The organism is Chitinophaga nivalis (assembly GCF_025989125.1).
Taxonomy (GTDB): domain Bacteria; phylum Bacteroidota; class Bacteroidia; order Chitinophagales; family Chitinophagaceae; genus Chitinophaga; species Chitinophaga nivalis.
This window is the reverse complement of record NZ_JAPDNR010000001.1, coordinates 8,518,480-8,538,843: the sequence shown is the minus strand read 5'-3', so window position 1 is coordinate 8,538,843 and position 20,364 is coordinate 8,518,480. Positions and strand designations below refer to the sequence as shown.

The 20,364-nt window shown below is 46.1% G+C and carries 17 protein-coding genes; 9 read left to right on the top strand and 8 right to left on the bottom strand.

What is annotated here, in order from left to right:
• Positions 1-28: 28 nt before the first annotated feature.
• Both OL444_RS31615 and OL444_RS31610 read left to right on the top strand, forming a co-directional pair.
• Complete coding sequence (locus OL444_RS31615) at positions 29-883, top strand: tetratricopeptide repeat protein (protein ID WP_264726524.1); 855 nt, start codon at positions 29-31, stop codon at positions 881-883.
• 88 nt (positions 884-971) lie between these two features.
• Entirely contained in the window at positions 972-2,012 is a 1,041-nt protein-coding gene (locus OL444_RS31610; RefSeq protein ID WP_264726525.1) for an endonuclease/exonuclease/phosphatase family protein, read from the top strand.
• Here OL444_RS31610 and OL444_RS31605 read toward each other — a convergent pair.
• From OL444_RS31605 to OL444_RS31595, 3 genes are all read right to left on the bottom strand, one after another.
• The gene (locus OL444_RS31605) at positions 2,005-2,643 is read right to left on the bottom strand and encodes a DUF5710 domain-containing protein (protein ID WP_264726527.1); all 639 of its coding nucleotides are present in this window, start codon (positions 2,641-2,643) and stop codon (positions 2,005-2,007) included. The genes OL444_RS31610 and OL444_RS31605 overlap by 8 nt on opposite strands.
• Before the next feature lie 78 nt (positions 2,644-2,721).
• Complete coding sequence (locus OL444_RS31600; RefSeq protein ID WP_264726530.1) at positions 2,722-3,189, bottom strand: VOC family protein; 468 nt, start codon at positions 3,187-3,189, stop codon at positions 2,722-2,724.
• 136 nt (positions 3,190-3,325) lie between these two features.
• The gene (locus tag OL444_RS31595) at positions 3,326-4,432 is read right to left on the bottom strand and encodes a hypothetical protein (protein WP_264726534.1); all 1,107 of its coding nucleotides are present in this window, start codon (positions 4,430-4,432) and stop codon (positions 3,326-3,328) included.
• 411 nt (positions 4,433-4,843) lie between these two features.
• On the opposite strand from OL444_RS31595, the gene OL444_RS31590 reads away from it, so the two are divergent.
• Positions 4,844-6,514: a TPM domain-containing protein gene (locus tag OL444_RS31590; RefSeq protein ID WP_264752052.1), complete on the top strand. Its 1,671-nt coding sequence runs from the start codon at positions 4,844-4,846 to the stop codon at positions 6,512-6,514.
• 75 nt (positions 6,515-6,589) lie between these two features.
• Here the strand turns inward: OL444_RS31590 and OL444_RS31585 are convergent, their stop codons facing one another.
• From OL444_RS31585 to OL444_RS31575, 3 genes are all read right to left on the bottom strand, one after another.
• Complete coding sequence (locus tag OL444_RS31585; protein WP_264726538.1) at positions 6,590-7,573, bottom strand: phosphatidylinositol-specific phospholipase C; 984 nt, start codon at positions 7,571-7,573, stop codon at positions 6,590-6,592.
• Between the two features lie 135 nt (positions 7,574-7,708).
• Positions 7,709-8,476, bottom strand: a complete 768-nt coding sequence (locus OL444_RS31580) for a DUF6515 family protein (RefSeq protein ID WP_264726539.1) — start codon at positions 8,474-8,476, stop codon at positions 7,709-7,711.
• 83 nt (positions 8,477-8,559) lie between these two features.
• Entirely contained in the window at positions 8,560-9,522 is a 963-nt protein-coding gene (locus tag OL444_RS31575; RefSeq protein ID WP_264726541.1) for an ADP-ribosylglycohydrolase family protein, read from the bottom strand.
• A gap of 679 nt (positions 9,523-10,201) precedes the next feature.
• Between OL444_RS31575 and OL444_RS31570 the strand changes: the two genes are divergently transcribed.
• The 3 genes from OL444_RS31570 (at position 10,202) to OL444_RS31560 (ending at position 13,399) form a co-directional block, all read left to right on the top strand.
• Entirely contained in the window at positions 10,202-10,405 is a 204-nt protein-coding gene (locus tag OL444_RS31570) for a hypothetical protein (RefSeq protein WP_264726543.1), read from the top strand.
• 1,345 nt (positions 10,406-11,750) lie between these two features.
• Positions 11,751-12,647 (top strand): aldo/keto reductase, encoded by an 897-nt coding sequence (locus tag OL444_RS31565; RefSeq protein ID WP_264726546.1) that lies wholly within the window; start codon positions 11,751-11,753, stop codon positions 12,645-12,647.
• Between the two features lie 50 nt (positions 12,648-12,697).
• Complete coding sequence (locus OL444_RS31560) at positions 12,698-13,399, top strand: DJ-1/PfpI family protein (protein ID WP_264726548.1); 702 nt, start codon at positions 12,698-12,700, stop codon at positions 13,397-13,399.
• Here the strand turns inward: OL444_RS31560 and OL444_RS31555 are convergent.
• Together OL444_RS31555 and OL444_RS31550 are read right to left on the bottom strand one after the other, a co-directional pair.
• A complete protein-coding gene (locus tag OL444_RS31555) occupies positions 13,350-14,384 on the bottom strand; it encodes a fatty acid desaturase family protein (protein ID WP_264726550.1) in 1,035 nt (344 codons plus the stop codon). The genes OL444_RS31560 and OL444_RS31555 overlap by 50 nt on opposite strands.
• 43 nt (positions 14,385-14,427) lie before the next feature.
• Entirely contained in the window at positions 14,428-15,309 is an 882-nt protein-coding gene (locus OL444_RS31550; RefSeq protein ID WP_264726552.1) for a lysophospholipid acyltransferase family protein, read from the bottom strand.
• A gap of 154 nt (positions 15,310-15,463) precedes the next feature.
• Here OL444_RS31550 and OL444_RS31545 point away from each other — a divergent pair, with 154 nt between their 5' ends.
• From OL444_RS31545 to OL444_RS31535, 3 genes are all read left to right on the top strand, one after another.
• Entirely contained in the window at positions 15,464-16,297 is an 834-nt protein-coding gene (locus OL444_RS31545; protein WP_264726555.1) for an N-acetylmuramoyl-L-alanine amidase, read from the top strand.
• Positions 16,298-16,491: 194 nt separating this feature from the next.
• Positions 16,492-16,881 (top strand): hypothetical protein, encoded by a 390-nt coding sequence (locus OL444_RS31540; RefSeq protein WP_264726557.1) that lies wholly within the window; start codon positions 16,492-16,494, stop codon positions 16,879-16,881.
• A 292-nt stretch (positions 16,882-17,173) separates the two neighbouring features.
• Positions 17,174-20,356 carry a SusC/RagA family TonB-linked outer membrane protein gene (locus OL444_RS31535; protein ID WP_264726559.1) on the top strand — a complete coding sequence of 1,061 codons (3,183 nt, stop codon included), beginning with the start codon at positions 17,174-17,176 and terminating at the stop codon, positions 20,354-20,356.
• Positions 20,357-20,364 lie beyond the last annotated feature (8 nt).

The window sequence follows — 20,364 nt, the reverse complement described above, 5'->3', positions numbered from 1 at the left end:
TTTAATTTTTCAGATAAATTTTAACCATATGGATATACAGGATCAACACATCGCAGCCAAAATAGAATCTATCTGGGAAGAAGCAGAACGATTGTTTGCGCAGGAAGACTTTGTACAATATGGATTGAAACTAAATGCAGCCTGGGACTTACTGCCGTCACCCAAGGAAACGTACTACGAGAGTTATGATATTGCCCGTTTCATAACAGAAAATTACCTGCTGCAACAGGACTACAGCAATGCACATAAGTGGGCGGAAGTCTTACAGCAGTGTGATATGGAGCGAACGCATGATGGAGAACGGGAATTTGTGTTGGGAAAAGTATTATATGAACTGGGGGAAACAGAAAATGCCGCCACTCGCTTTATGGTAGCCATGCAGAAATCCGGTGGGCGCGTTTTTGTAGGCGCAGATGAGAAATACCTGCATGCCCTGAATACGATGATCGCAACGGTAGAAGAAGAATTGCCGGATGAAGTATACCAGCAGATAGAATTATTGTCGGAAGAAGGAAATGAGCTGGCGGATGATGATAATTACGACGGCGCCATTGAAAAATTCAATACTGCACTGCAGTTGGTGCCGGAGCCTAAACATCAGTGGGAAGCCAGTACCTGGCTATATGCCAGCCTGGGAGATATGTATTTTTTTAAAGGCGATTTTAAAACAGCAGCAACTCATTTTTTTGATGCATTAAATTGTCCGGATGCGCTGGGCAATGGGTTTATTCATTTACGTCTCGGAGAAGCATTATATGAATTAAAACAGGAAGAGAAATCCCTGGAGCATTTGTTGCGGGCATATATGCTGGAAGGAGAAGAAATTTTTGGGGATGAAAATGATAAGTATTTTGATTTCCTGCAGGATCGGGTAGAATTGTGAGCTGCCTGATTAAGCCGTATTTTTAATCCCTGGCGGGAGATGACCGCCTGGTAGCAGGAAATATTTTTATAACAATACAGTGAACAATATGAAAAAATTGAATGCGCGTAAAGCGTTGCTAACCTTCTTTTCTCTTTTGTTGGCGACCGGCCTTTTTGCAGCCACACCATTGAAAGTATTACAGTTTAATATCTGGCAGGAAGGCACTGTGGTGCCGGGTGGTTTTGATGCCATCGTAGCGGAGATTATCCGTACAGATGCGGATATTGTTACCTTCAGCGAAGTCCGGAATTATCAGCAGACAAAATTCAACGAACGGGTGGTCGCGGCATTAAAAGCCAAAGGAAAAATATTTTATGCGGCCTATAGTTATGACTCCGGCATTTTATCCCGGTTTCCATTGCTGGACTTTGTAACCATAAGTCCGGAGAAAGAAGATCATGGCTCCGTATATAAAGCTGTTGTGAAAGTGGGCAAACATAGACTGGCAGTGTATACAGCCCATCTGGATTATTTACATGCAGCCAATTATCTGCCCAGAGGCTATCACAGCAGCACCTGGAAAAAGTTGCCGGCGCCGGTAACCATGGCCGACAGTGTATTGGCAGATAACCATGCTTCACAGCGGGATGAGGAAATTCGGCTTTTTCTGACGGATGCTGCGCAGGAAATAAAGCGGGGTAGCCTGGTGGTACTGGGCGGTGATTTTAATGAGCCTTCACACCGCGATTGGAACGTGGCTACTGCGCAACTGTTTGATCACAATGGCGCCGTTATTCCGTGGGAAAATACCTTATTGCTGGAGCAACACGGCTATACAGACAGCTACCGCGAAAAGTATCCGGATCCGGTGACGCATCCGGGCTTCACCTTCCCGGCGGATAATAAAGCGGTAGATATCGCAAAGCTGGCGTGGGCGCCTGATGCAGATGACCGCGACCGGATCGATTTTATTTTTTACCGCCGCGATAAAAGATGGCAGTTACAGAATGCCACGTTGGTAGGGCCTTCCGGTTCAGTGGTGTATGGACAGCGGAAAGAAGAGCAGACAAAAGATCCCTTTATGAAGCCGCAGGGAATATGGCCTACCGATCATAAAGCGTTGCTGGTAACGTTCACGATCAGGTAGTAGTATTTTGTGTAGCGAATTCTGTAATTAACCGCAGATGATCACCATAGCTGTAGCCGGCATCTATCAAGGGGGCATATTTGAATTGAAATTTCTTTAGCAGGATGTGGGCTGCAGCAGCGGGAGAGGTAGGATTAAAAACACTGTCGGCTTCATCAAAAAGAAACCAGTCGCCCTGAATACTTTGGCAGGACACGCAATGATTACACCAATAGGACGTCTGCGTGGTATGCGAATAGCCATACCGGTAATGGGGATAATGATCTTTCAGAAAATGCTGCAGGTTATCAGAAAGTGCGGATACCTGCTGGAATAAGGTAAAAAAGCTTTGTTCCAGCCATACGGTTTCATCCCGTTCATTAATATCTTTCTCATAAAAATAATAGCTGCCTACTGCAATCACCTGGTTGGGATGCTGGCATTTCCAGCAGGGCCGGTCTGCCTGTGCCACCGTGAGTTCAGTAGGAAGTATGATCGGTGTGTTGGGGGCCGGTATCCATTGCTCTACTTCCGGTAGCCGTTCGTAGCGGTCTTCCGGTAAATACCATATTTTGGTAGCCGGGTCCCACATGGCGCCTTTGGATTTGGCCGCATCTTTTTCAGCAAAAGGAACATTCAGTTGTAATGACATATCGCAAGTATGAAGATGAACACTGCTACCTGAATGTAAGGAAAAATCGGGGATTCTCCTATTCCTGCCGGCGTAGTTTTAGTAAGTGTCATCGTTGATTTCCAGCCAGTACCCATCCGGATCTTTCAGGTAAATCTGTTGTACGCCATCTACTCTTTTGGTGATGGCATTGGGTTTACCGGGCCAGTCTTCGTAGGAGATCCGGTGCTGTTGCAACATCGCAACGAAGGCAGTCATATCCGGTATGCTGAAACACAGGTGGGTGTTTTTGTCGTGGCTACCTGCCGCCTGAGCGCCGGAGATCAGATGTACCTGGCTGTGTGCACCTACTTTAAACCAACTGTGGCGGCCATCTTTGAATGGCTCCGGAATAGGCTCCAGCTGAATAATATCGCGATAAAAGGCGGTACTACGTTCCAGATTCACAACATACAGTGCTATGTGGTTCAGTGATGCGTACGCTTTTTTCGTTTGTCCGTTCATGTTAGTGGAAATGCCGGTCAGTGCTATTATCAGGAAGCAACCGGATAATAAAAAGTTTTTCATGCAACAATATAGTCAACCGCCAGGATAAGCGCAATAGGTATGGGGCAATGGTTTGAATATAAATAATTATAATGTCAGTAAAAAGAAACAGCCCCCATCCCGTAGAAAAAGGATGGGGGCTGTTGAAAAAAATAGCTTAGTTGCTTTTGAAAGCAACAGACTGTATGATAACATCCAGCTTTTTCAAAGCGGGGAGGTCTGAGCGTACTGTTTTATCGCCGGTTACCTGGTCATAAAGTTTAGGATCGCCGGTATTATTGGCTTTCAGCATAATCACCACACCTTTGCCTTCGAGTGCGCCTCCTTGCCAGTTGCTCACAATACCACCATTGGTCCATTCAAAACCATTGATTTTAAAAGGGCGGCCGTTTACCTTGATGAGTTTTTCCAGGGGATCACCGGCTTTAATGCCATAGGGTGATTTCCATTTGGATGGAAAGTGGGAGAAGGTCAGCACATTACCATTTTCGCCATCGAACTGCACTTCCAGTTCATCGTCTGTATCGGGGTAGATAACATAGGCTTCTCCATCTTTGTTACCGGCCAGGTTGGTCGCATCCCGCTGGGTAATATTGTTGGCGCCGTACAGTTCTACCAGTTGTTCTGGCGTACGTAACTGAAACAGCGGTTTTACTTCCCAATTACGTGTGTCCGTTACCGTAGCGGCTGCCGGAGTGTTAGTTGTATTGCTGGCCGTTTCGCTGGTAGTAGCAGTAGTCTCCTGGTTGTCAGCGGTCGCGGCAGTTGCAGTATTGGCAGCAGTGGTGCCGGCAGAAGGGGCTGCGGCAGCTACCGTGGCGGGTGGTGTTTTTCCGGTTACCGGTCCGGTATAGGTGGCCAGAAAATCTGTTTTATCTTCCAGCAGGGCTTTTACCTCACCTTTATATTTGTTGGCAGTATAGGTGGCAATGGGAAATACACTGTTGGTTTGTAAGGCCAGGCTGCGCAGGTTACTGATAAAACGCTGCCGGTTACAGTCACTGTATTGGTAAAGATATTTCAGTGCTGCATCCAGGGTGGCCGGATCTTTTTTCAGGTTAAAAACCGTCTCGTCTATATCAAGACCGCCGGCGCCGCTGCGCGTTAGCTGTTCCGCTATATAGCCGGTAATCGAATCATTTTTAAGCTGGTAATGATGGGCTACCCTGGCCGAAAAGTCGTCTATGACCGGCTGGGCAAGCTTGGTTTGTGCGCTGAGCGTCAGCGGAAAGAGAAAGGCAAGCAATATGAAAAAACGTTTCATGTGTGCGGTATTGGTGAAATTGAATACTAACAATGGTAATTGCTTTGAGAATCACTAATTTATATAATATTTATCATTACAGATACAAACCTGTCAATATTTGCAGGAATAAGTAAAACGTATAGATCTGGAAATATAGTATTTTTAACCGCGTCCGTTATAAAAAGTAAATCTGTCACACGGGAATGTAGTAAAAGACCGAAAATACCAGTAGTGAAAAACAAATTTGAGTGAAAAATGAAATGGGCATCTTCAGAAATGCTGGCCCATCGGCCGTTATATAAACCATGCTAGACAACAAGAGTAACTACGTATAGCCTTGAGGGGTAACTTAAGATCCCCTGCCGGCCGGGACTGACATCGGTTATATACATTTTCTCCTCTAATGAAGAATTAAATAAATATATCTTAGTGAGTAGAATAGTACACATGAAACATCAATGGTCATTATGGAGAGGAGGGTTATGGTTGATGCTGACAGTATTTCTGCTGTCCTGTCATCAGCAAAAGCACAAGTTTACGGTAACAGATGTACCGGACCCCAAACAATCCGGTGGTGGTTATGTCAGCAACCCTGATCACCTGATTACGGAGAATACCGTCAATGAATTGAATACCCGGCTGACGGCATTGGATAATTCCGGCAAAGCGCAGGTGGCAGTTGTATTGGTGCATAGTATCGGAGAGAATGAACCCCGGGAGTTTGCCCATCAGTTGTTTAAACACTGGAAAATCGGAAAGAAGGATACGAACAATGGGTTGTTGGTATTGATGGTGGAAGATGCCCGCCGGTTGGTATTTGAAACCGGATTGGGACTGGAAGGAGATTTGCCGGATATCATCTGTTTCCGGATTCAGCAGGATTACATGATTCCGCATATCAAGGCAGGCAACAACGATCGTGCTTTCCTGGACGGCATACAGTCGGTGGCTGCATTGTTCTATCACGGTAACTATGCTTTCGATAAGGTCAATAACGCTACACTGCCTCCGGAAGACAGCTCGCTGATGATCACCACTGAGCGGGAAGAGGTAGCATTAGCGCCGGAAAACGAACCAGGTCTCATCAGCAATGCGCCGCAGGGATTTACGAATAATGTGGATAACAATACAGTCCAGGATATAGCCATCGACAAGCGTAACTACATCTGGGAGATATTTGAGGGTGTATCTTTCTGGGCCATTTTTGTATGTCTGATCCTTTCCCGCATTATGATGGTTGCTTTTTTCGGAGGGCGATTGAGATCAAGCCGCACAGCAGATGCAGAACCCACTGCCAGCAATGGTGCTTTTACGAATGAGTTTTTCAGAGCGCGGTGGTGGCATCAGGTAATGATTCACCTGGCAGCATTTGGTATCATTGGCTACCTGGTGCTGGAAAAGCACGAAGTAGCAGGATTCGCCAGAATATCCCTGATCTATTATGTGGTATGGATGGTATTTATACACCTGACTGCATTATGGGTCATGTTACGTTCCCGTACAGGATTGTATGATAAAGACCGCCACGAACAATGGCTGCGGCTGGAGACAGTCAGGAGTGGCTTTAAGATAGCCGGCTATATGTTTCCCTTGCCATTTCTCGCATTATACCTGTACTTATTAAGAAAACGACTGGCTGTACTAAGGGATACGCCTTATGAATGCCAGCAGTGTGCCCGGCCAATGCATCGGCTGAGTGAGACAGAAGATGATTTGTTCCTGGATCATGCACAGGTAATAGAAGAAAAACTGCAGTCCGTGGATTATGATGTATGGAAGTGTGATGACTGCAATACGCAGATGGTCTTGAACTACACCAACATGCGTTCTGCTATCGCCGATTGTCCTTCCTGCGCCTATAAAACATATCAGTATAAGAAGACGGTGACGAAACGGAGAGCGACCACCCGGTCAGAAGGATGGGGCGTTAAAACGTATGCCTGCGTTGCTTGTGGATATACACATGATTACAAGTTTATCATTCCGCGGGTGTCTGAATCATCCTCATCTTCCTCTTCCTCCTCATCCTCATCTTCCTCCTCCGGATCGAGCTGGGGAGGTGGATCTTCGGGCGGTGGTGGCGCCAGCAGCAGCTGGTAAAAAACGAAATAACACACAAGGGGTTGTAAAGCTTTATTACGGCTTTACAACCCCTTGTGTTGTGTGGATATCGGTTTAGAAATTAGTATTGATGATCAGTGTGTTTCTTTCTGCTACTGCGAAATCCATCGGTATAATACCAAAACGTCCCTGGATGTTGGTGGTAAAATAGCTTTTCAGATTCGGGTTGATGGCATTCGAAACCGTAGTGATGCTGGGAATACCGAATATCAGGGGTTTGTAACCACTGGCGTAGTTGATGTACAATACTTGTTGATTACCGCTTTTAGCTTCCGAAAACAGATTGGTCAGATTGTTCCATTTGGCATTATTGTCCGGTACCTGGTATTGATCCTGTATACGCAGGCTGGCAGCAGGGTTGTTGATAGAGAAAGTCGTGTTGTCTGCCCAGTTGGTAGCATCAATACCTTTAGGCGTATTACCGGCGCCGAATCTTCTTAACAAAACAATTTTTCCTCTCACCTGACCCAGGTTGGGAATGCCTGCCTGGAGGTACCATTTAGCAGTTTGTTGTTGTACATAACTGTCAAAAGTCTGTTCAAAAGAACGGGTGTTGTTGGTAGCGGTGTGTTCTTCCTTTACACTCATTACAATGGTTTCGGTAGGATGCTCATTCAGAAAACTGTAGCAGGCGTTCAGTACATCCGTAAAGTTCATGTTCTGATAAACAGCACCATGATGAATCGCAAATGCGTCTCCGATGTGCCGGCAGCGGATATCCAGGAAACGGGTGCCTGCATTCAGCTGTTCTGCAATGGTCAGTTCCTGGCATTTTGCAGTGCCGCCTATCGGTTCAAACCGTGCGCCGGAGTCGTGGGTGCCGGGAATAGATAAACGGGAAATCTGGGTGTTGTCTGCCAGTTGTCCCATCCATCCGGTAAGGGAAACAGCGGCTTTGCTAGCGGAAGATGAGGCCTCTGCGGAAAGTAAATGAGTCGCAGTATCATCTGTAGGAGAAATCAGTTCTTTTTTGCAGCCAAAAAGGGAAACAGCTGCGAGGGCAATGGAAACGGGCAAAACGAAGGTGTTTCTTTTCATAGTAGTGAATTTATAAACAGAGAACACCGCCGGATAAACCTTTAACTATTCCTGCAAGGGAATTAATACAGCCATAACATTAAAAAAGCCGGTTGCTGAGAACCGGCTTGCTGATGTGGTGTATAGCGACATTATTTATTGGTCTGCATTCATTTTGCCTACTATTTTATAACCGGTTGTATTACCGGATTTTACCTCCTGATAATACATGCCATCCGGAGATAGGAAATAGGATACCCCGTTAATGCTGACAGAACGACAGCCGTCTGGTAACTGGGAAATCAGGTTATCAGCAGAAAAGCCATTATTAACGTCATTGTTATTATTGGCTGGCGCGATTGCCTGATCCCCTATTTTTCCGTTTTTTCCGATGACTTTATATCGTCTGCCGTTATCCGTCATTAGTTCCTGATAATAGGTACCATTCACTTCATAATAGGTATTACCATTGTAGCTTACTTCCTGTGCCCCATCCGGCAGGTCCGGCACGGTTGCATTCAAAGGAGGATCTACTACCTTGTATCCTCTGTTGCTGTTGGTGGATTCATAATACGTGCCACCGTAATAATAAACCGGACCAAAAGCTGCACCCAGGGTAAAATAACCAAAGGGGAGTGCTGATACGTAAACACCTATCGGAGGAAAGAAGGGATTGTAGTTATACCGGGGTCTGTACCAGGGACGACTGTAATAGAAACCTCCATGGTAAACCGGCCCGCGGTAACCATGATAATAATATCCCCCTCCGCCTCTGGGGCCTTGCCATCCTCCGTGAGGAGGAGGTACACGGGTGATGCCGCCGCGGTTGCCACCACCGTGTATCCGTTGGGCATAAGTTGATGCTGCTGTACAGGTACTTAACAGGGCTACCAGCACAAACAGTATATGGAACCTGTTTTTCATGATTTAAACTTTAAGCGTAGTCGTCACCTCATATGTTTGGCATTAATCACCTTATTTGACTGTTGTCACAGACAAAAGTTTAACTATGATTTACCGGTAGCAGGCTTGTTGATGGCTGTCATGAAATGATGCGCCAGTGCTGCAATGTCTTTGGATCGGGCTACCTGTTGTATCCAGGTGGCAGGAATACCGGATTGTCCATAACAAACGCCTGCCAGTGCGCCGGCTACAGCACCGGTGGTATCTGTATCACCGCCGAGGTTTACGGCTTTTAGCACACACTCGGAGTAGGATGTAGTGGTCAGCAGGCACCAGATAGCACTTTCAAGGGTATGTATCACATAGCCGGAGCTGTTGATCTGTGAACGATCTGTAGTTGCAACAGACTGCAAAAGCAGGCGGTCGAAATACTTTACTTCTGCCGGATTAAAAGATTGTGTAGCAAGAAAATGATTGATGGTAGTCTGCAGCTGCAGGTAGGCCGTTTGCGGATCGGGTGTTGTCAGCAATAGCCGCAGGTATTCCACGTATATGAAACAGGCCAGCACACTACGAAAATGCAGGTGGGTGATGCCGGATATTTCTTTCACTATCCGGTAGCGTTGATGTATATCCGGTTCATGGGCCAGGTAAAGCGCCACTGGCATCATACGCATGAGGGAGCCGTTACCGTTTTCAAATTCTTCCATGCCGCCACTCAGCAGCGGAGAGGTACCGGTAGCTACTCTTTGCAGTGATAGCCGGGTGGTTTGGCCAATGTCAAACACCACATGATGTGCCCCCCAGTAACCGTGTTGGTACCATTGAACAAAACGTTCCGCCATGTCAGACAAATGATAGCCTGTCAGCAGGCTTTCAGCCGTACAAAAAGTAAGAGAACTGTCGTCGGAGAAAGTGCCGGGTGGCTGGTTCCAGCTGCCATATCCGGTAAAGTCTGTAATCGGGTAGGAAGAAAGGTAATCCCGGGTTTTAAATTCTACCGGAACGCCCAGTGCGTCGCCGATCGCAACACCATAAAAAGCGCCTGTTATTTGTTGTGTGTGCATAATGCAAAACTATCCTTGTGAAGAACGAGCGGGAATATTACCCGGATGGTTAAATACAAAAGCTATTCCACTTTGATGATTTCGCCTTACAATTTATTTTTCGGATTCCTTATATCCATTTTGTTCAAGAAAAACTTGATCTATTCATTCTCATTCAGTAGTGTCGTCGTGTCAAAATGTGATTTTGGGATAATCGGACTTGCTATCTTTGCATTATAACACTTGATCATTGTTAGTGTTACCACCAAAGTCTTATATGCTGCCTGTTGTGAATTTAGTCTTTTTCTTGATCTTAATTTTTTATTAAAAATAATTTTTAGAAAAGATGAATCAGTTAACCAACTATTGATGAGTAAATAAAATAGCTGTCACTATTTTGAATGAATTAATCGAAGAGCAAAAAAAATCTAACGAAGAGCAAAAAACAATCTAAATGCAAGCCTTTCTGTTTAACAGACAGTTTCAAACTTGTACTTTTTTAGGAAACTATCATTACCGGTATTTCATTTTTGTACTGAATTAGTACCAGAAATGCATGCGTAACTGATTAGCTTTTTAAACAAAGCTACATGCCTTGTCAGTACTGTCTTTGCTGATCAATACAACCTTTCCCGGTACTTCAATGACAGGTAACCATATCTGCCATCAGAAAGGAAGTATGATTCAAAACAATTTATTAATGCAAATTCTCCGTCATGCAGCAGGTATGGCTGTGGGGATGATTTACAACTATCTGATTATGATCCATTGTTTGTTACTGCCCCGGAATGCTATAGTGCATTGCCGGGGAGGGGGAAGCCATTCGCTGCGGGAATGTGAAAACAGGAAGTACCTCCCGGGAAAGACGAAAGAAAAACAGCGGGATAACCGGCTGCGCCTATAAGTATAAGATCAACAAAAAAAAGCGAAGGTCCGTGCATTAAGTCTGGATGGAGTAGGCGATTCGTTGGTTGCGGCGATATACCATCATCGCAAATGTTATAGGTGCTAAGGATCAGAAAAACAGGATTAGAAAAACGATATCGCCAAATAGACAGTAGGAAGTAGGGGGTGGCCTTATCTGTGGCATCAGGTAAAAAGAGAAAGTATCCATTGTTGGTAACCTGTGTACCGGAGAGAGAGCATGATCGCAACAGACAACCGTTACCGGGAAATCCCGTAATTGAAAAAATGCCGGCAGAAAAACGGCATTGCCCGCCGATGATACAACAGCCATTGGATAACAGGGCAGCCAATTACCCACATGTGCAGTAGGTTGGATACAGGTTGGAGAGATAGGAGATGGGCTGTCATCCTGCAGCCGGTGAACACCCGTGCAAATCGGAAGGAGAATAGGGAATGAAGGGAAAGTACCTGAATCCTTTAATGCAGCGACAGTTGAAGGGGTAATAGTAAGACGAAGGACTGTTTTTCCAGGCGGTCCGTTTTAAAGAAACTAACAAGACTCTAGTTACATGGATTTACAAAGTTAGCTGAAGGAACTGCCTTTCCAGGCAGTTCCACTTTAAAACAGCTACCGTAATCCGGTAATATATATTCTTTGGAATGCAACATAGCAAAGTGAAGGTCCAGGACCGCCTTTCCAGGCGGTCTGTTATCGGAAAATATCCAATATGCAGGAGCAATCATGCCTATTGTCTACATAAAAGAAATTGATTCGTGCCATATGTTAAAACCTCACAGTGCCTGGTATTCCTCAGTCAGGCGCGTACTGTGTAAGATGCAGGTATAAAGGGACCGTTTTTCCAGACAGTCCCGGTTTATAAAAAGATACCGGCTGTTTAGGCAGCTTCATCATAAAAGAGCGGCTTTTTCATAAGTGCAACTATAGACTGGTAACACGCGGGACTATTTGTCTAGATGGTCCCTTTTTTTATAAATAGGTCAGATAGGATATCGGGGGGAAGCGTAGCAGACCAGCGCCGGAAAAAAAGCCGCCTCGCAGGAAAGCAAATAGATAACATGATACCGGAAACCAGGATTATGTTTTTGTAAAATATACGATTTAGGGTGAAAACGGACAATCTACAGGGCTGTTTATCCAGACGGCCCTATTATTTAAATCTCCCCGTTTTTCTCCCTGTTGAATAATACCATACGGAAAACCGGATACCATCGGATGAAAAATGTATGTATATTCAACCTGCGAAAAAAGTAGTCGGTAACGGAATCATACGCTAGGCTGCCTGTCACTATATCGCCTTAATGTATAAACCCGTTTGTTATTTATGCAATATCATTTATTGGGTAATTCTACCCTGCCAGTCAGTGAAATCGCCTTTGGTTGTATGTCGCTGGGAAAAGAAGATGACGCCAATGAACGCCTGATCGCGCAGGCGATCGCCCACGGTATCAATTTTTTTGATACGGCAGATCTGTATGAACACGGACAGAATGAAACAACTTTAGGCAAGGCCCTCCTGGGAAAAAGACAATCTGTAATTATTGCCACCAAAGTGGGTAATCAGTGGAAAAAAGATGGTAGTGGCTGGGATTGGAATCCTGGCAAAAAATATATACTTTCAGCAGTGGAAGAAAGCCTGAAACGGTTACAGACAGATTATATAGACCTGTACCAACTGCATGGAGGCACAATAGATGACCCCATAGATGAAACAATTGCCGCTTTTGAAACATTGAAACAGCAAGGGAAAATCAGGTATTATGGTATTTCCTCCATACGTCCCAATGTGATCCGTGCGTATATTGAACGGTCCAATATTGTAAGTGTAATGATGCAGTACAGTCTGTTGGACCGCCGGCCGGAAGAGGCCTGTCTGGCTATGTTGCAGCGGAACAATATCGGTGTGCTGACGAGAGGTAGTCTGGCTAGCGGACTACTGGTCAACAAACCGGCAGCACCGTATCTGAGCTATAGCCAGGAAGCAGTAGCCGCTGCCGCCGCTGCCGTTGCAAAATTATCAAGTGTAGAGCGGGAGCGGGCCCAGACCGCCCTGCGCTATGTACTGCAGCATCAGGCAGTGACCGCTGCCGTGGTAGGTATACGTACGCCCGCCCAGCTGGAAGATATTATGCAAACCGTGCAGTCCCCGGCCTTGCAACCGGAAGAAAGACAGTTATTACAACAGGTGTTACCTCCCAACAAATATGAGCAGCATCGGTAGATTACCTGCAGCCAATTTGATTATTTTTATACCGTGTTAAAACCCAGTTTATGCGTAAGCTCAAAGTAGGTATGTTCCTATTCCCCGAATTAACTATCCTCGATTTTACCGGCCCCTATGAATGTTTCGTCAAAGCTTCCTGTTTTGAAGTACTGGTGATTGGTGAAACCACAGACCCCATTAAAGCCGAAGGTGGTCTCACTGTGCAGCCCAACATTGCTATGGCGGATTGTCCGCAGCTGGATATCCTGTTTGTGCCAGGTGGCAGAGGAATCAATACCTTACTTACTAATCAGGCGGTACTTGGATTTCTGCGCAACCAGGCAGCCGGTGCCCGTTATATCACCGCCGTTTGTACCGGCTCGCTGGTATTGGCAGCGGCAGGTCTGCTGCAGGGCTACAAAGCCACTACACATTGGCGTTCCCTCGACCTGTTGGAAATGTTTGGCGTAGAAACAGTGACAGAAAGAATTGTCCGGGATCGTAACCGGATCACAGGCGGCGGCATTACCGCCGGCATTGATTTCGGATTATCCCTGATAGCCCTCATCGGAGGAGCAGAAATGGCTAAAACCATTCAGCTGCAGCTGGAATATGCACCAGCGCCACCATTTAACGCAGGTTCTCCCAAAACAGCCGGTATTCCGGTGTTGCAAAAAGTAAAAGAAGATACCCGGTTTATGAAGGAAACAAGAACGAAGATTATCCGGCAGCTATTGCAGGATCAGGCTTCATCTTTACCGTTGTCGTAATATTAAGGGAACGGATTTCTTTCAGACTGATCATCCTGTTCAGCTCAGGATCCCATACTTTCAGGCGGAAGCAGGCGCAGATATCCCGAAAACGTAGAGAGGTGACTTTGGCGTCCTGCAGCCGCGGAATCTCCTGCATTACTTCCGGCAGGCGATAGAAAGGAATACGCGCATTCAGGTGGTGAATATGATGGTAGCCGATATTGCCGGTAAACCACTGCATAACCGGATTCATTTGCATGAAGCTGGAAGAAAGCAGTGCTGCTTTATCGTAGCACCATTCTTCATTGACATTGAACGTCACACCGGGAAAATTGTGCTGGGCATAAAAAAGGTAAGCTCCCAGGCCACAGGCAATCGTGAAGGGAATCAGAATCAGGAGCAACCAGCTTTCCCAACCCAGGAAATACCAGATGGCAGCACTGCCGCCAAGGTGTATGATCAGGGCCAGCAGGGAATCCAGGTGTTTACGGGGACTGCTCAGAAAGGATTGCACGCACATACCAATCATAAACATCGACAAATAACCGGCGGCAATTGTCACCGGATGCCGGCTGAAAAGGTAGGTACGCCGTTCTGCGGGAGTGATACTATTGAATTTCTTACGGGTGAGAATCGGATAGGAGCCAATACTGGCACTGAAAAGCTTGGAATTATGTTTATGATGATAGTCATGGGAACGTTTCCAGATGCTGCTTGGTGCCAGTACATAAATGCCAAAGGCAGTCATGATCGCATCGGCCAGCCGGGAACGGTGTAAAATAGCATGGTGTTGATGATCGTGATATATAACGAACATCCGTACAATTAACAGACCGGTTAACATACTGAAAAATAGCCGTAGCGCCAGATAAGGCGCCAGCAGGGCCGCACAGGATGATAAAATCAGCAGTAATAATGTTGATAAAGCATACAGCCAGCTTTTAAATCTCTTCTCGCAGGCATAGGGCTTGGTAGCAAGTATCAGTTCTTTACCTTCCAGCATAGTTGTAGGATCTGTTCTTTTTTTTATTATTGATGAATCGGAATTAAATATGGGTCGCCCGTTTGTGCTTCCATCTTTTGTGCGACCAAAGCCAGGTCGCCGGTTGTGCCAGAATATCTTCCTCAAGTTTACGGGTATGCGCTGCAGTGATATCTCCGTCTTTTTCACCGGCAGGTGTAGCGGTTAATATTTCTGCTGATACGGCATAGTATCCACGTTTTTCCCGTTGTACCGTCACATATACCACGGGGTAATTCATTTTCTGGGCTATTTTTTCTGTTCCTTTAAAAACAGGGGTGTCCTGGTGTAAAAAAGTAAGCCACTGGGCCGTTTTCGGCTGTGGCGCCTGGTCTGCAATAAAAGCAGTGGCATTTACCTCTCCCCGGTTTTGTACCATGTCGCGGAAAGTATCCTGCATGGCAATCAGTTTGGTGCCAAAGCGGGTACGCATACGGTACATAAATCCATTGAAGTGCTTATTGGCCAGCGGATGATAAATAACATACAACTGCTGTTTACACAGAATACTGAAAGTGTTGCCGGCCCATTCCCAGTTACCTTTGTGGCCCATGACCAATACCACGCTTTTTTTGTCGGCGGCCAGCCGGTCAAATAAGGCAACGGTATCGGGCGTAAAACGGCAATGTTTTACCATGGCATCCCTGCTGATGGTAAGCGTCTTAAAAGTTTCCAGAAAGAGATCGCAGAGATAATGATAAAAATCTTTACAGATACGGTTAATTTCTTTTTCACTTTTTTCGGGAAAGGAGCGACGGAGATTGTCCAGTACCACTTTTTTACGATAGCCTAATACGTAATATAAAAAAACATAAACAGCATCAGACAGAAAGTATAAAACACGAAAAGGTAATAGCGAAACCGCATATATAACAGGCAGCAACAGGTAGTAGGCAATTGAAGACAATGTTGTACACGTTTTTTAAAAACCCCGAAAAAGCATTAATGAAAATGTAAATATAAGATTTAGTAAACATTTCTCATAGTATCAGTTAAAAAACGAAGGAGCCCGACATTTAGTATCTTTATAAATAGTGTTTTGTAAACTTTAACAGATATAAATGAAAGCAATACAACACCTTGTAAAATCCGCCGGGTTGCTGGCCCTGATTTGTTTGTGCTCCTATTGTGCCCGGAACCCTTATGCATCCTCGAATAAAGTATACCGCCAACAGGCAAAAGCTTATGCAAAAACGTTGCAGCAGCAACCCGGTAATATTGCAGGCACAGGCGGTGTACTGCCGCCCTGGTGGGTCGGTACCGTTAATTTCAATATGCGTAAACCCAATATGGTGATTATCCACCATACTGCGCAGGACTCCTGCGCACAAACGCTGAAAACGTTTACCATGCAACCTACGCAGGTGAGTGCACATTATGTCATCTGTCGCGATGGAATGATCCACCACATGCTGAATGATTACCTGCGTGCCTGGCATGGCGGCGTAGCCAAATGGGGCGGCGTAACCGATATTAATTCTTCTTCCATCGGCATCGAGTTGGACAATAATGGTTTGGAACCCTTCGCACCCGCCCAGATCAATAGCCTCCTTATTTTGCTGGATACCCTGAAACTCCGGTATAATATTCCCGCCGCTAATTTCGTCGGACATGGCGACATTGCACCAGGCCGGAAGGTAGACCCCAGTGCGTGGTTTCCCTGGCAACAGCTGGCTGGAAAAGGTTTTGGGCTATGGTATACCGATACCACAAATACCGTAGTGCCGTCTCCGTTTAACCAGCTACAGGCACTCCGTATTATCGGCTATGATATCAAAGACAGCACCGCTGCTTTAAAAGCCTTCAAACGCCACTTTATGCCGCAGGATTCCCTGCCGGGTATGACGGAAAGTGGCCGCAAAATATTATTCAATGTAATGCAGCGGTACCAATAGTACCCCTGCATTTCCCCCACAGCTTAACCCCGCGTTCGTATACCCCGGTAGTTTATTTTGTAGTATGAGATAAATAGAGTATTTTAATAATAAGTTGCAGATACCAATACCAAAATCAAAGAACCAGCATCGACCAGACAACCCTTATATAGTTGTAATTCCTATTCACCCGTTTATAACAATTTATCAGTACTATGAATAGAGCATACAAATCCCCTTTCCTGCTATTGGCAGCCGGTTGCATGTACCTGTGTATATCACAGTACAAGGCTGTCGCCAACACCCCGGTATCCCTTCCTGTAAAAGACAGCACCTGCCTGGTAAAAACAGACGACAGTTACGACTTCCCGGAGAATATGCGCAAAAAGGTTTTCGGCCTGATTGAAGACAAACTCGCCGGAGGAATAGATGAAAATGGGAAAGTAACCTGGGAAAACTCTCCCGAAGCACCGGAATATTACCAGGTGGTGTTACGTAAAAACAAAGTAGCTTTTAAATACAAAGGGACGGTTTGCCAGGATCGCCTCATCTGGGAAAACTTTGAAGCCTGCAGGCAGGAAGTAAAAAAGCTACTGAATAAATAATCAGCACCTGACTATCCGCTGTCATTACCATCAGCCCAACCAGGACGTATTTCGCCGGAGCGGGAAAACAATCTTCCTTTGCGCCGTTCCAGGGGAAATACGTCCTGCCTGAAGTATTATTTTTTATTCCACAATCATTAGTCTATTAATTTTGTAGATTAATCTTTCTGTATTATTTTTACCCCCGCAACGTTAGTCGTCATACACCTGAATATGTAAAGCCAGAATCAATTGTAAAGGAAAAATTAGTCTCCGCAACAATCAACATCAATCAATAAATTAACAACGTAGCATGAACCATGTTAAAAGGCGCTTATGCCTGTTGACCGCATTACTGTGGGCACAACAGGGCATTGCTCAGGAAATTCGTGTGAGTGGGGTAATTACTTCCCGTACAGATGCACAGCGTATACCCGGTGCCGTTATACAGGTGAAGGGTAGCACCAGGGGTACCCAATCAGATGCGGATGGTAAATATGTGATTACAGCACAGGTGAAAGATACCCTGCAGGTATCCTTCCTGGGCTTCGAATCCGTACTGGTACCGGTGACCGGCAGTCATACCATCAACATTGCGCTCAACAACAGTAACAGCAAACTCCAGGAAGTAGTGGTGACCGCGTTAGGCATCTCCCGTGAAAAAAAATCCCTGGGCTATGCTGTACAGGAGTTAAAATCAAAAGACATTTCCGAAGCAAAGGAAACCAACCTCGTTAATGCGCTGTCCGGAAAGATAGCCGGCGTGCAGGTAACCAACAGCCAGGGTAATATGGGATCTTCCCGTATTGTGATACGGGGCGAAACCTCCATTGCGGGCAACAACCAGCCCTTGTTTGTACTGGATGGGGTGCCGGTCGATAACAGCCAGTTAGGTATTGGTACCGGTCGTGATTTTGCCAATGCGATCTCAGATATTAATCCGGATGATATAGCGGCCATCAGTGTCCTGAAAGGACCCAATGCCGCAGCGCTCTATGGTTCCCGTGCCTCCAGCGGTGTAATTCTCATTAAAACAAAAACAGGTAAGGATACCAAAGGCGGTTTAGGCGTTACCGTTACCTCCGGCGCTACCTGGGAAAAAGTACTGATATTGCCCGATTTCCAGAATGTATACGGACAGGGTAGCGGTGGCCAGTTTTCCTATAAAGACGGAAAAGGCGGCGGCATCAACGATGGCGTCGATGAAAGCTGGGGCCCTAAGATGGATGGGCGCCTGATTCCACAGTTTTTTTCCAATGGTGAACCAGTCCCGTTTGTACCACATCCCGATAATGTTAAAAACTTTTATGTCACCGGACGTACGCTCAACAACGGCATCTCGGTAGGTGGTACCAGCGAAAAAATAGATTACCGCTTTTCTTACAACAATACCCGGCAAACCGGTATTCTGCCCAACACCGGCATTTCCCGCAATACCTTTACAGCCAGCAATACTTTCCGGATTGCACCAAAGCTCACACTGAGCACCTATGCCAGCTATGTACGCAGCGAGGCAGATAATCTGCCCGGTGTAGACGGCAAACGGGGGAACAGTGTTACCCTGCAGTTTATCTGGTTTGGCCGGCAGGTAGATGTAAGCCGCCTGAAAGATTATAAAAATGCGGATGGTACAGATTACAACTGGAACCACAGTTATTATAGCAATCCTTACTGGATTCAACATGAAAATACGGTAGGGCTGTTGCGTAACCGGTTGCTGGGCAATGCCCGGCTGTCTTATGAAATTACCGATTGGCTGACCGCCGGCGTGCGTGTGGGTACCGACTACTACCAGGATCGCCGTAAATATAAAGTGGCCTATTATACCAATGGTACACCATTCGGATCTTATACGGAAGATGCCTACGGCATAAGTGAAACCAACGGCGAACTAACGCTGAATGCTAAACGAAAATTAGGAAATGGGTTTGACCTGGAAGTGCTGGCGGGCGGAAACGTACGTACCAATCAGTACGAACAGAATTATCAGCAGGCAACCCGGCTGGCGGTAAAGGATGTGTATACCTTAAACAACTACCGCGATCCGGCCGTTTCCTACAATGTATTCACCAAACAAAAAGTATACAGTGCCTTCGGGTCCGCCCAGCTGGCTTACCGGAATTTTGCGTTTATCAACGCTACGGCGCGTAACGATTGGTCGTCTACTTTGCCGCCGGAAAACAATTCCTATTTCTATCCTTCTGTGAATGCCAGCCTCGTGTTATCAGAAGCGCTGCACCTGCAAAGCAACGTGCTGACTATGCTGAAACTCCGGGGAGGATGGGCACAGGTGGGTAAAGACACGGATCCTTATCAACTGATCAATACCTATCCGTTTAATCAGCCGTTTGGCGCATTGCCCCAGTTAACCGTCTCGGATAAATACCTGAAAAAAGACCTGAAACCGGAAATCACTACGGCTACAGAGGTAGGGGTGGAAGCCGGATTCTTTGATAACCGTGCCCGGCTGGATGTAACCTATTATAACTCCAACAGCCGTAACCAGATCTTGTTGGCCGATGTAAGTCCTACAACCGGTTACCTGAAAAAACTGCTCAATGCAGGTGAAATCAATAACCACGGCGTGGAGGTGATGCTGGGTGTAACACCGGTATCCACGCGTTCCGGTTTTCGCTGGGATGTAAATGTGAATTATGCAAAGAATGTCAGTAAAGTTGTGGAATTGGATAAAGAAGGGTTCCTGAATAACTATGTACTGGGTAGTTCCGGTAACATACAGGTGATTGCCGGAAAAGGGATGCAGTACGGCGCGTTGTACGGACAGGCCTACCTGCGGGATGATCAGAACCGTATACTGGTGAACGCGAATGGTACGCCGGCTATTGATCCCAATAAAAAAGTACTGGGCTACTACACACCTAAATGGACAGGAAGCATTAATAACAGCTTTGCGTTCAAAGGTTTTAACCTCAGTGTACTGATAGATACCCGGCAGGGTGGATCCATGTGGTCTGGTACCAATGCAACCGGTAATTCTACCGGGGTGTTGGCAACTTCACTGCCCGGGCGGGATGCCGAAAATGGCGGATTACCTTATTACAAAAGCGGCGGGCAGCATATTCAGCTGCCGGATCATAGTGCAGCCGCACCGGATGGATCTGCGGTCTATCACGATGGGATCATCTTTGATGGCTATACAGCAGACGGTAAAAAGAATACCGCTATTCTGCCGGCAGCCACCTATTATAAAAGTGTATACAACAGCAACCTGAATGAAAGCAGTGTGTTCGATGCCTCTTATATCAAACTGCGGGAAATCAGGCTGGGTTATACCTTACCGGCTTCCCTGGTAAACAGATGGCGGTTGCAATCCGTGAATATCACACTGGTGGCCAGAAACCTGGGATACCTGCAACGCAATACGCCCAATATTGATCCGGAAACGGCTTTCAATACCGGTAATGGTCAGGGATTGGAAACCTTGCAAATCCCGACCACACGTAGCTTTGGCTTTAACCTGAATGTTTCATTTTAACTTTTGAA

What these genes read in the sequence shown, in the direction of transcription:
- OL444_RS31600 (WP_264726530.1), bottom strand. Translation starts at nt 3,189, where the DNA reads ATGAAAAACTTTTTATTATCCGGTTGCTTCCTGATAATAGCACTGACC.
- OL444_RS31570 (WP_264726543.1), top strand. Translation starts at nt 10,202, where the DNA reads ATGCAAATTCTCCGTCATGCAGCAGGTATGGCTGTGGGGATGATTTAC.
- OL444_RS31580 (WP_264726539.1), bottom strand. Translation starts at nt 8,476, where the DNA reads ATGAAAAACAGGTTCCATATACTGTTTGTGCTGGTAGCCCTGTTAAGT.
- OL444_RS31610 (WP_264726525.1), top strand. Translation starts at nt 972, where the DNA reads ATGAAAAAATTGAATGCGCGTAAAGCGTTGCTAACCTTCTTTTCTCTT.
- OL444_RS31555 (WP_264726550.1), bottom strand. Translation starts at nt 14,384, where the DNA reads ATGCTGGAAGGTAAAGAACTGATACTTGCTACCAAGCCCTATGCCTGC.
- OL444_RS31575 (WP_264726541.1), bottom strand. Translation starts at nt 9,522, where the DNA reads ATGCACACACAACAAATAACAGGCGCTTTTTATGGTGTTGCGATCGGC.
- OL444_RS31605 (WP_264726527.1), bottom strand. Translation starts at nt 2,643, where the DNA reads ATGTCATTACAACTGAATGTTCCTTTTGCTGAAAAAGATGCGGCCAAA.
- OL444_RS31560 (WP_264726548.1), top strand. Translation starts at nt 12,698, where the DNA reads ATGCGTAAGCTCAAAGTAGGTATGTTCCTATTCCCCGAATTAACTATC.
- OL444_RS31565 (WP_264726546.1), top strand. Translation starts at nt 11,751, where the DNA reads ATGCAATATCATTTATTGGGTAATTCTACCCTGCCAGTCAGTGAAATC.
- OL444_RS31545 (WP_264726555.1), top strand. Translation starts at nt 15,464, where the DNA reads ATGAAAGCAATACAACACCTTGTAAAATCCGCCGGGTTGCTGGCCCTG.
- OL444_RS31585 (WP_264726538.1), bottom strand. Translation starts at nt 7,573, where the DNA reads ATGAAAAGAAACACCTTCGTTTTGCCCGTTTCCATTGCCCTCGCAGCT.
- OL444_RS31615 (WP_264726524.1), top strand. Translation starts at nt 29, where the DNA reads ATGGATATACAGGATCAACACATCGCAGCCAAAATAGAATCTATCTGG.
- OL444_RS31540 (WP_264726557.1), top strand. Translation starts at nt 16,492, where the DNA reads ATGAATAGAGCATACAAATCCCCTTTCCTGCTATTGGCAGCCGGTTGC.
- OL444_RS31595 (WP_264726534.1), bottom strand. Translation starts at nt 4,432, where the DNA reads ATGAAACGTTTTTTCATATTGCTTGCCTTTCTCTTTCCGCTGACGCTC.
- OL444_RS31535 (WP_264726559.1), top strand. Translation starts at nt 17,174, where the DNA reads ATGAACCATGTTAAAAGGCGCTTATGCCTGTTGACCGCATTACTGTGG.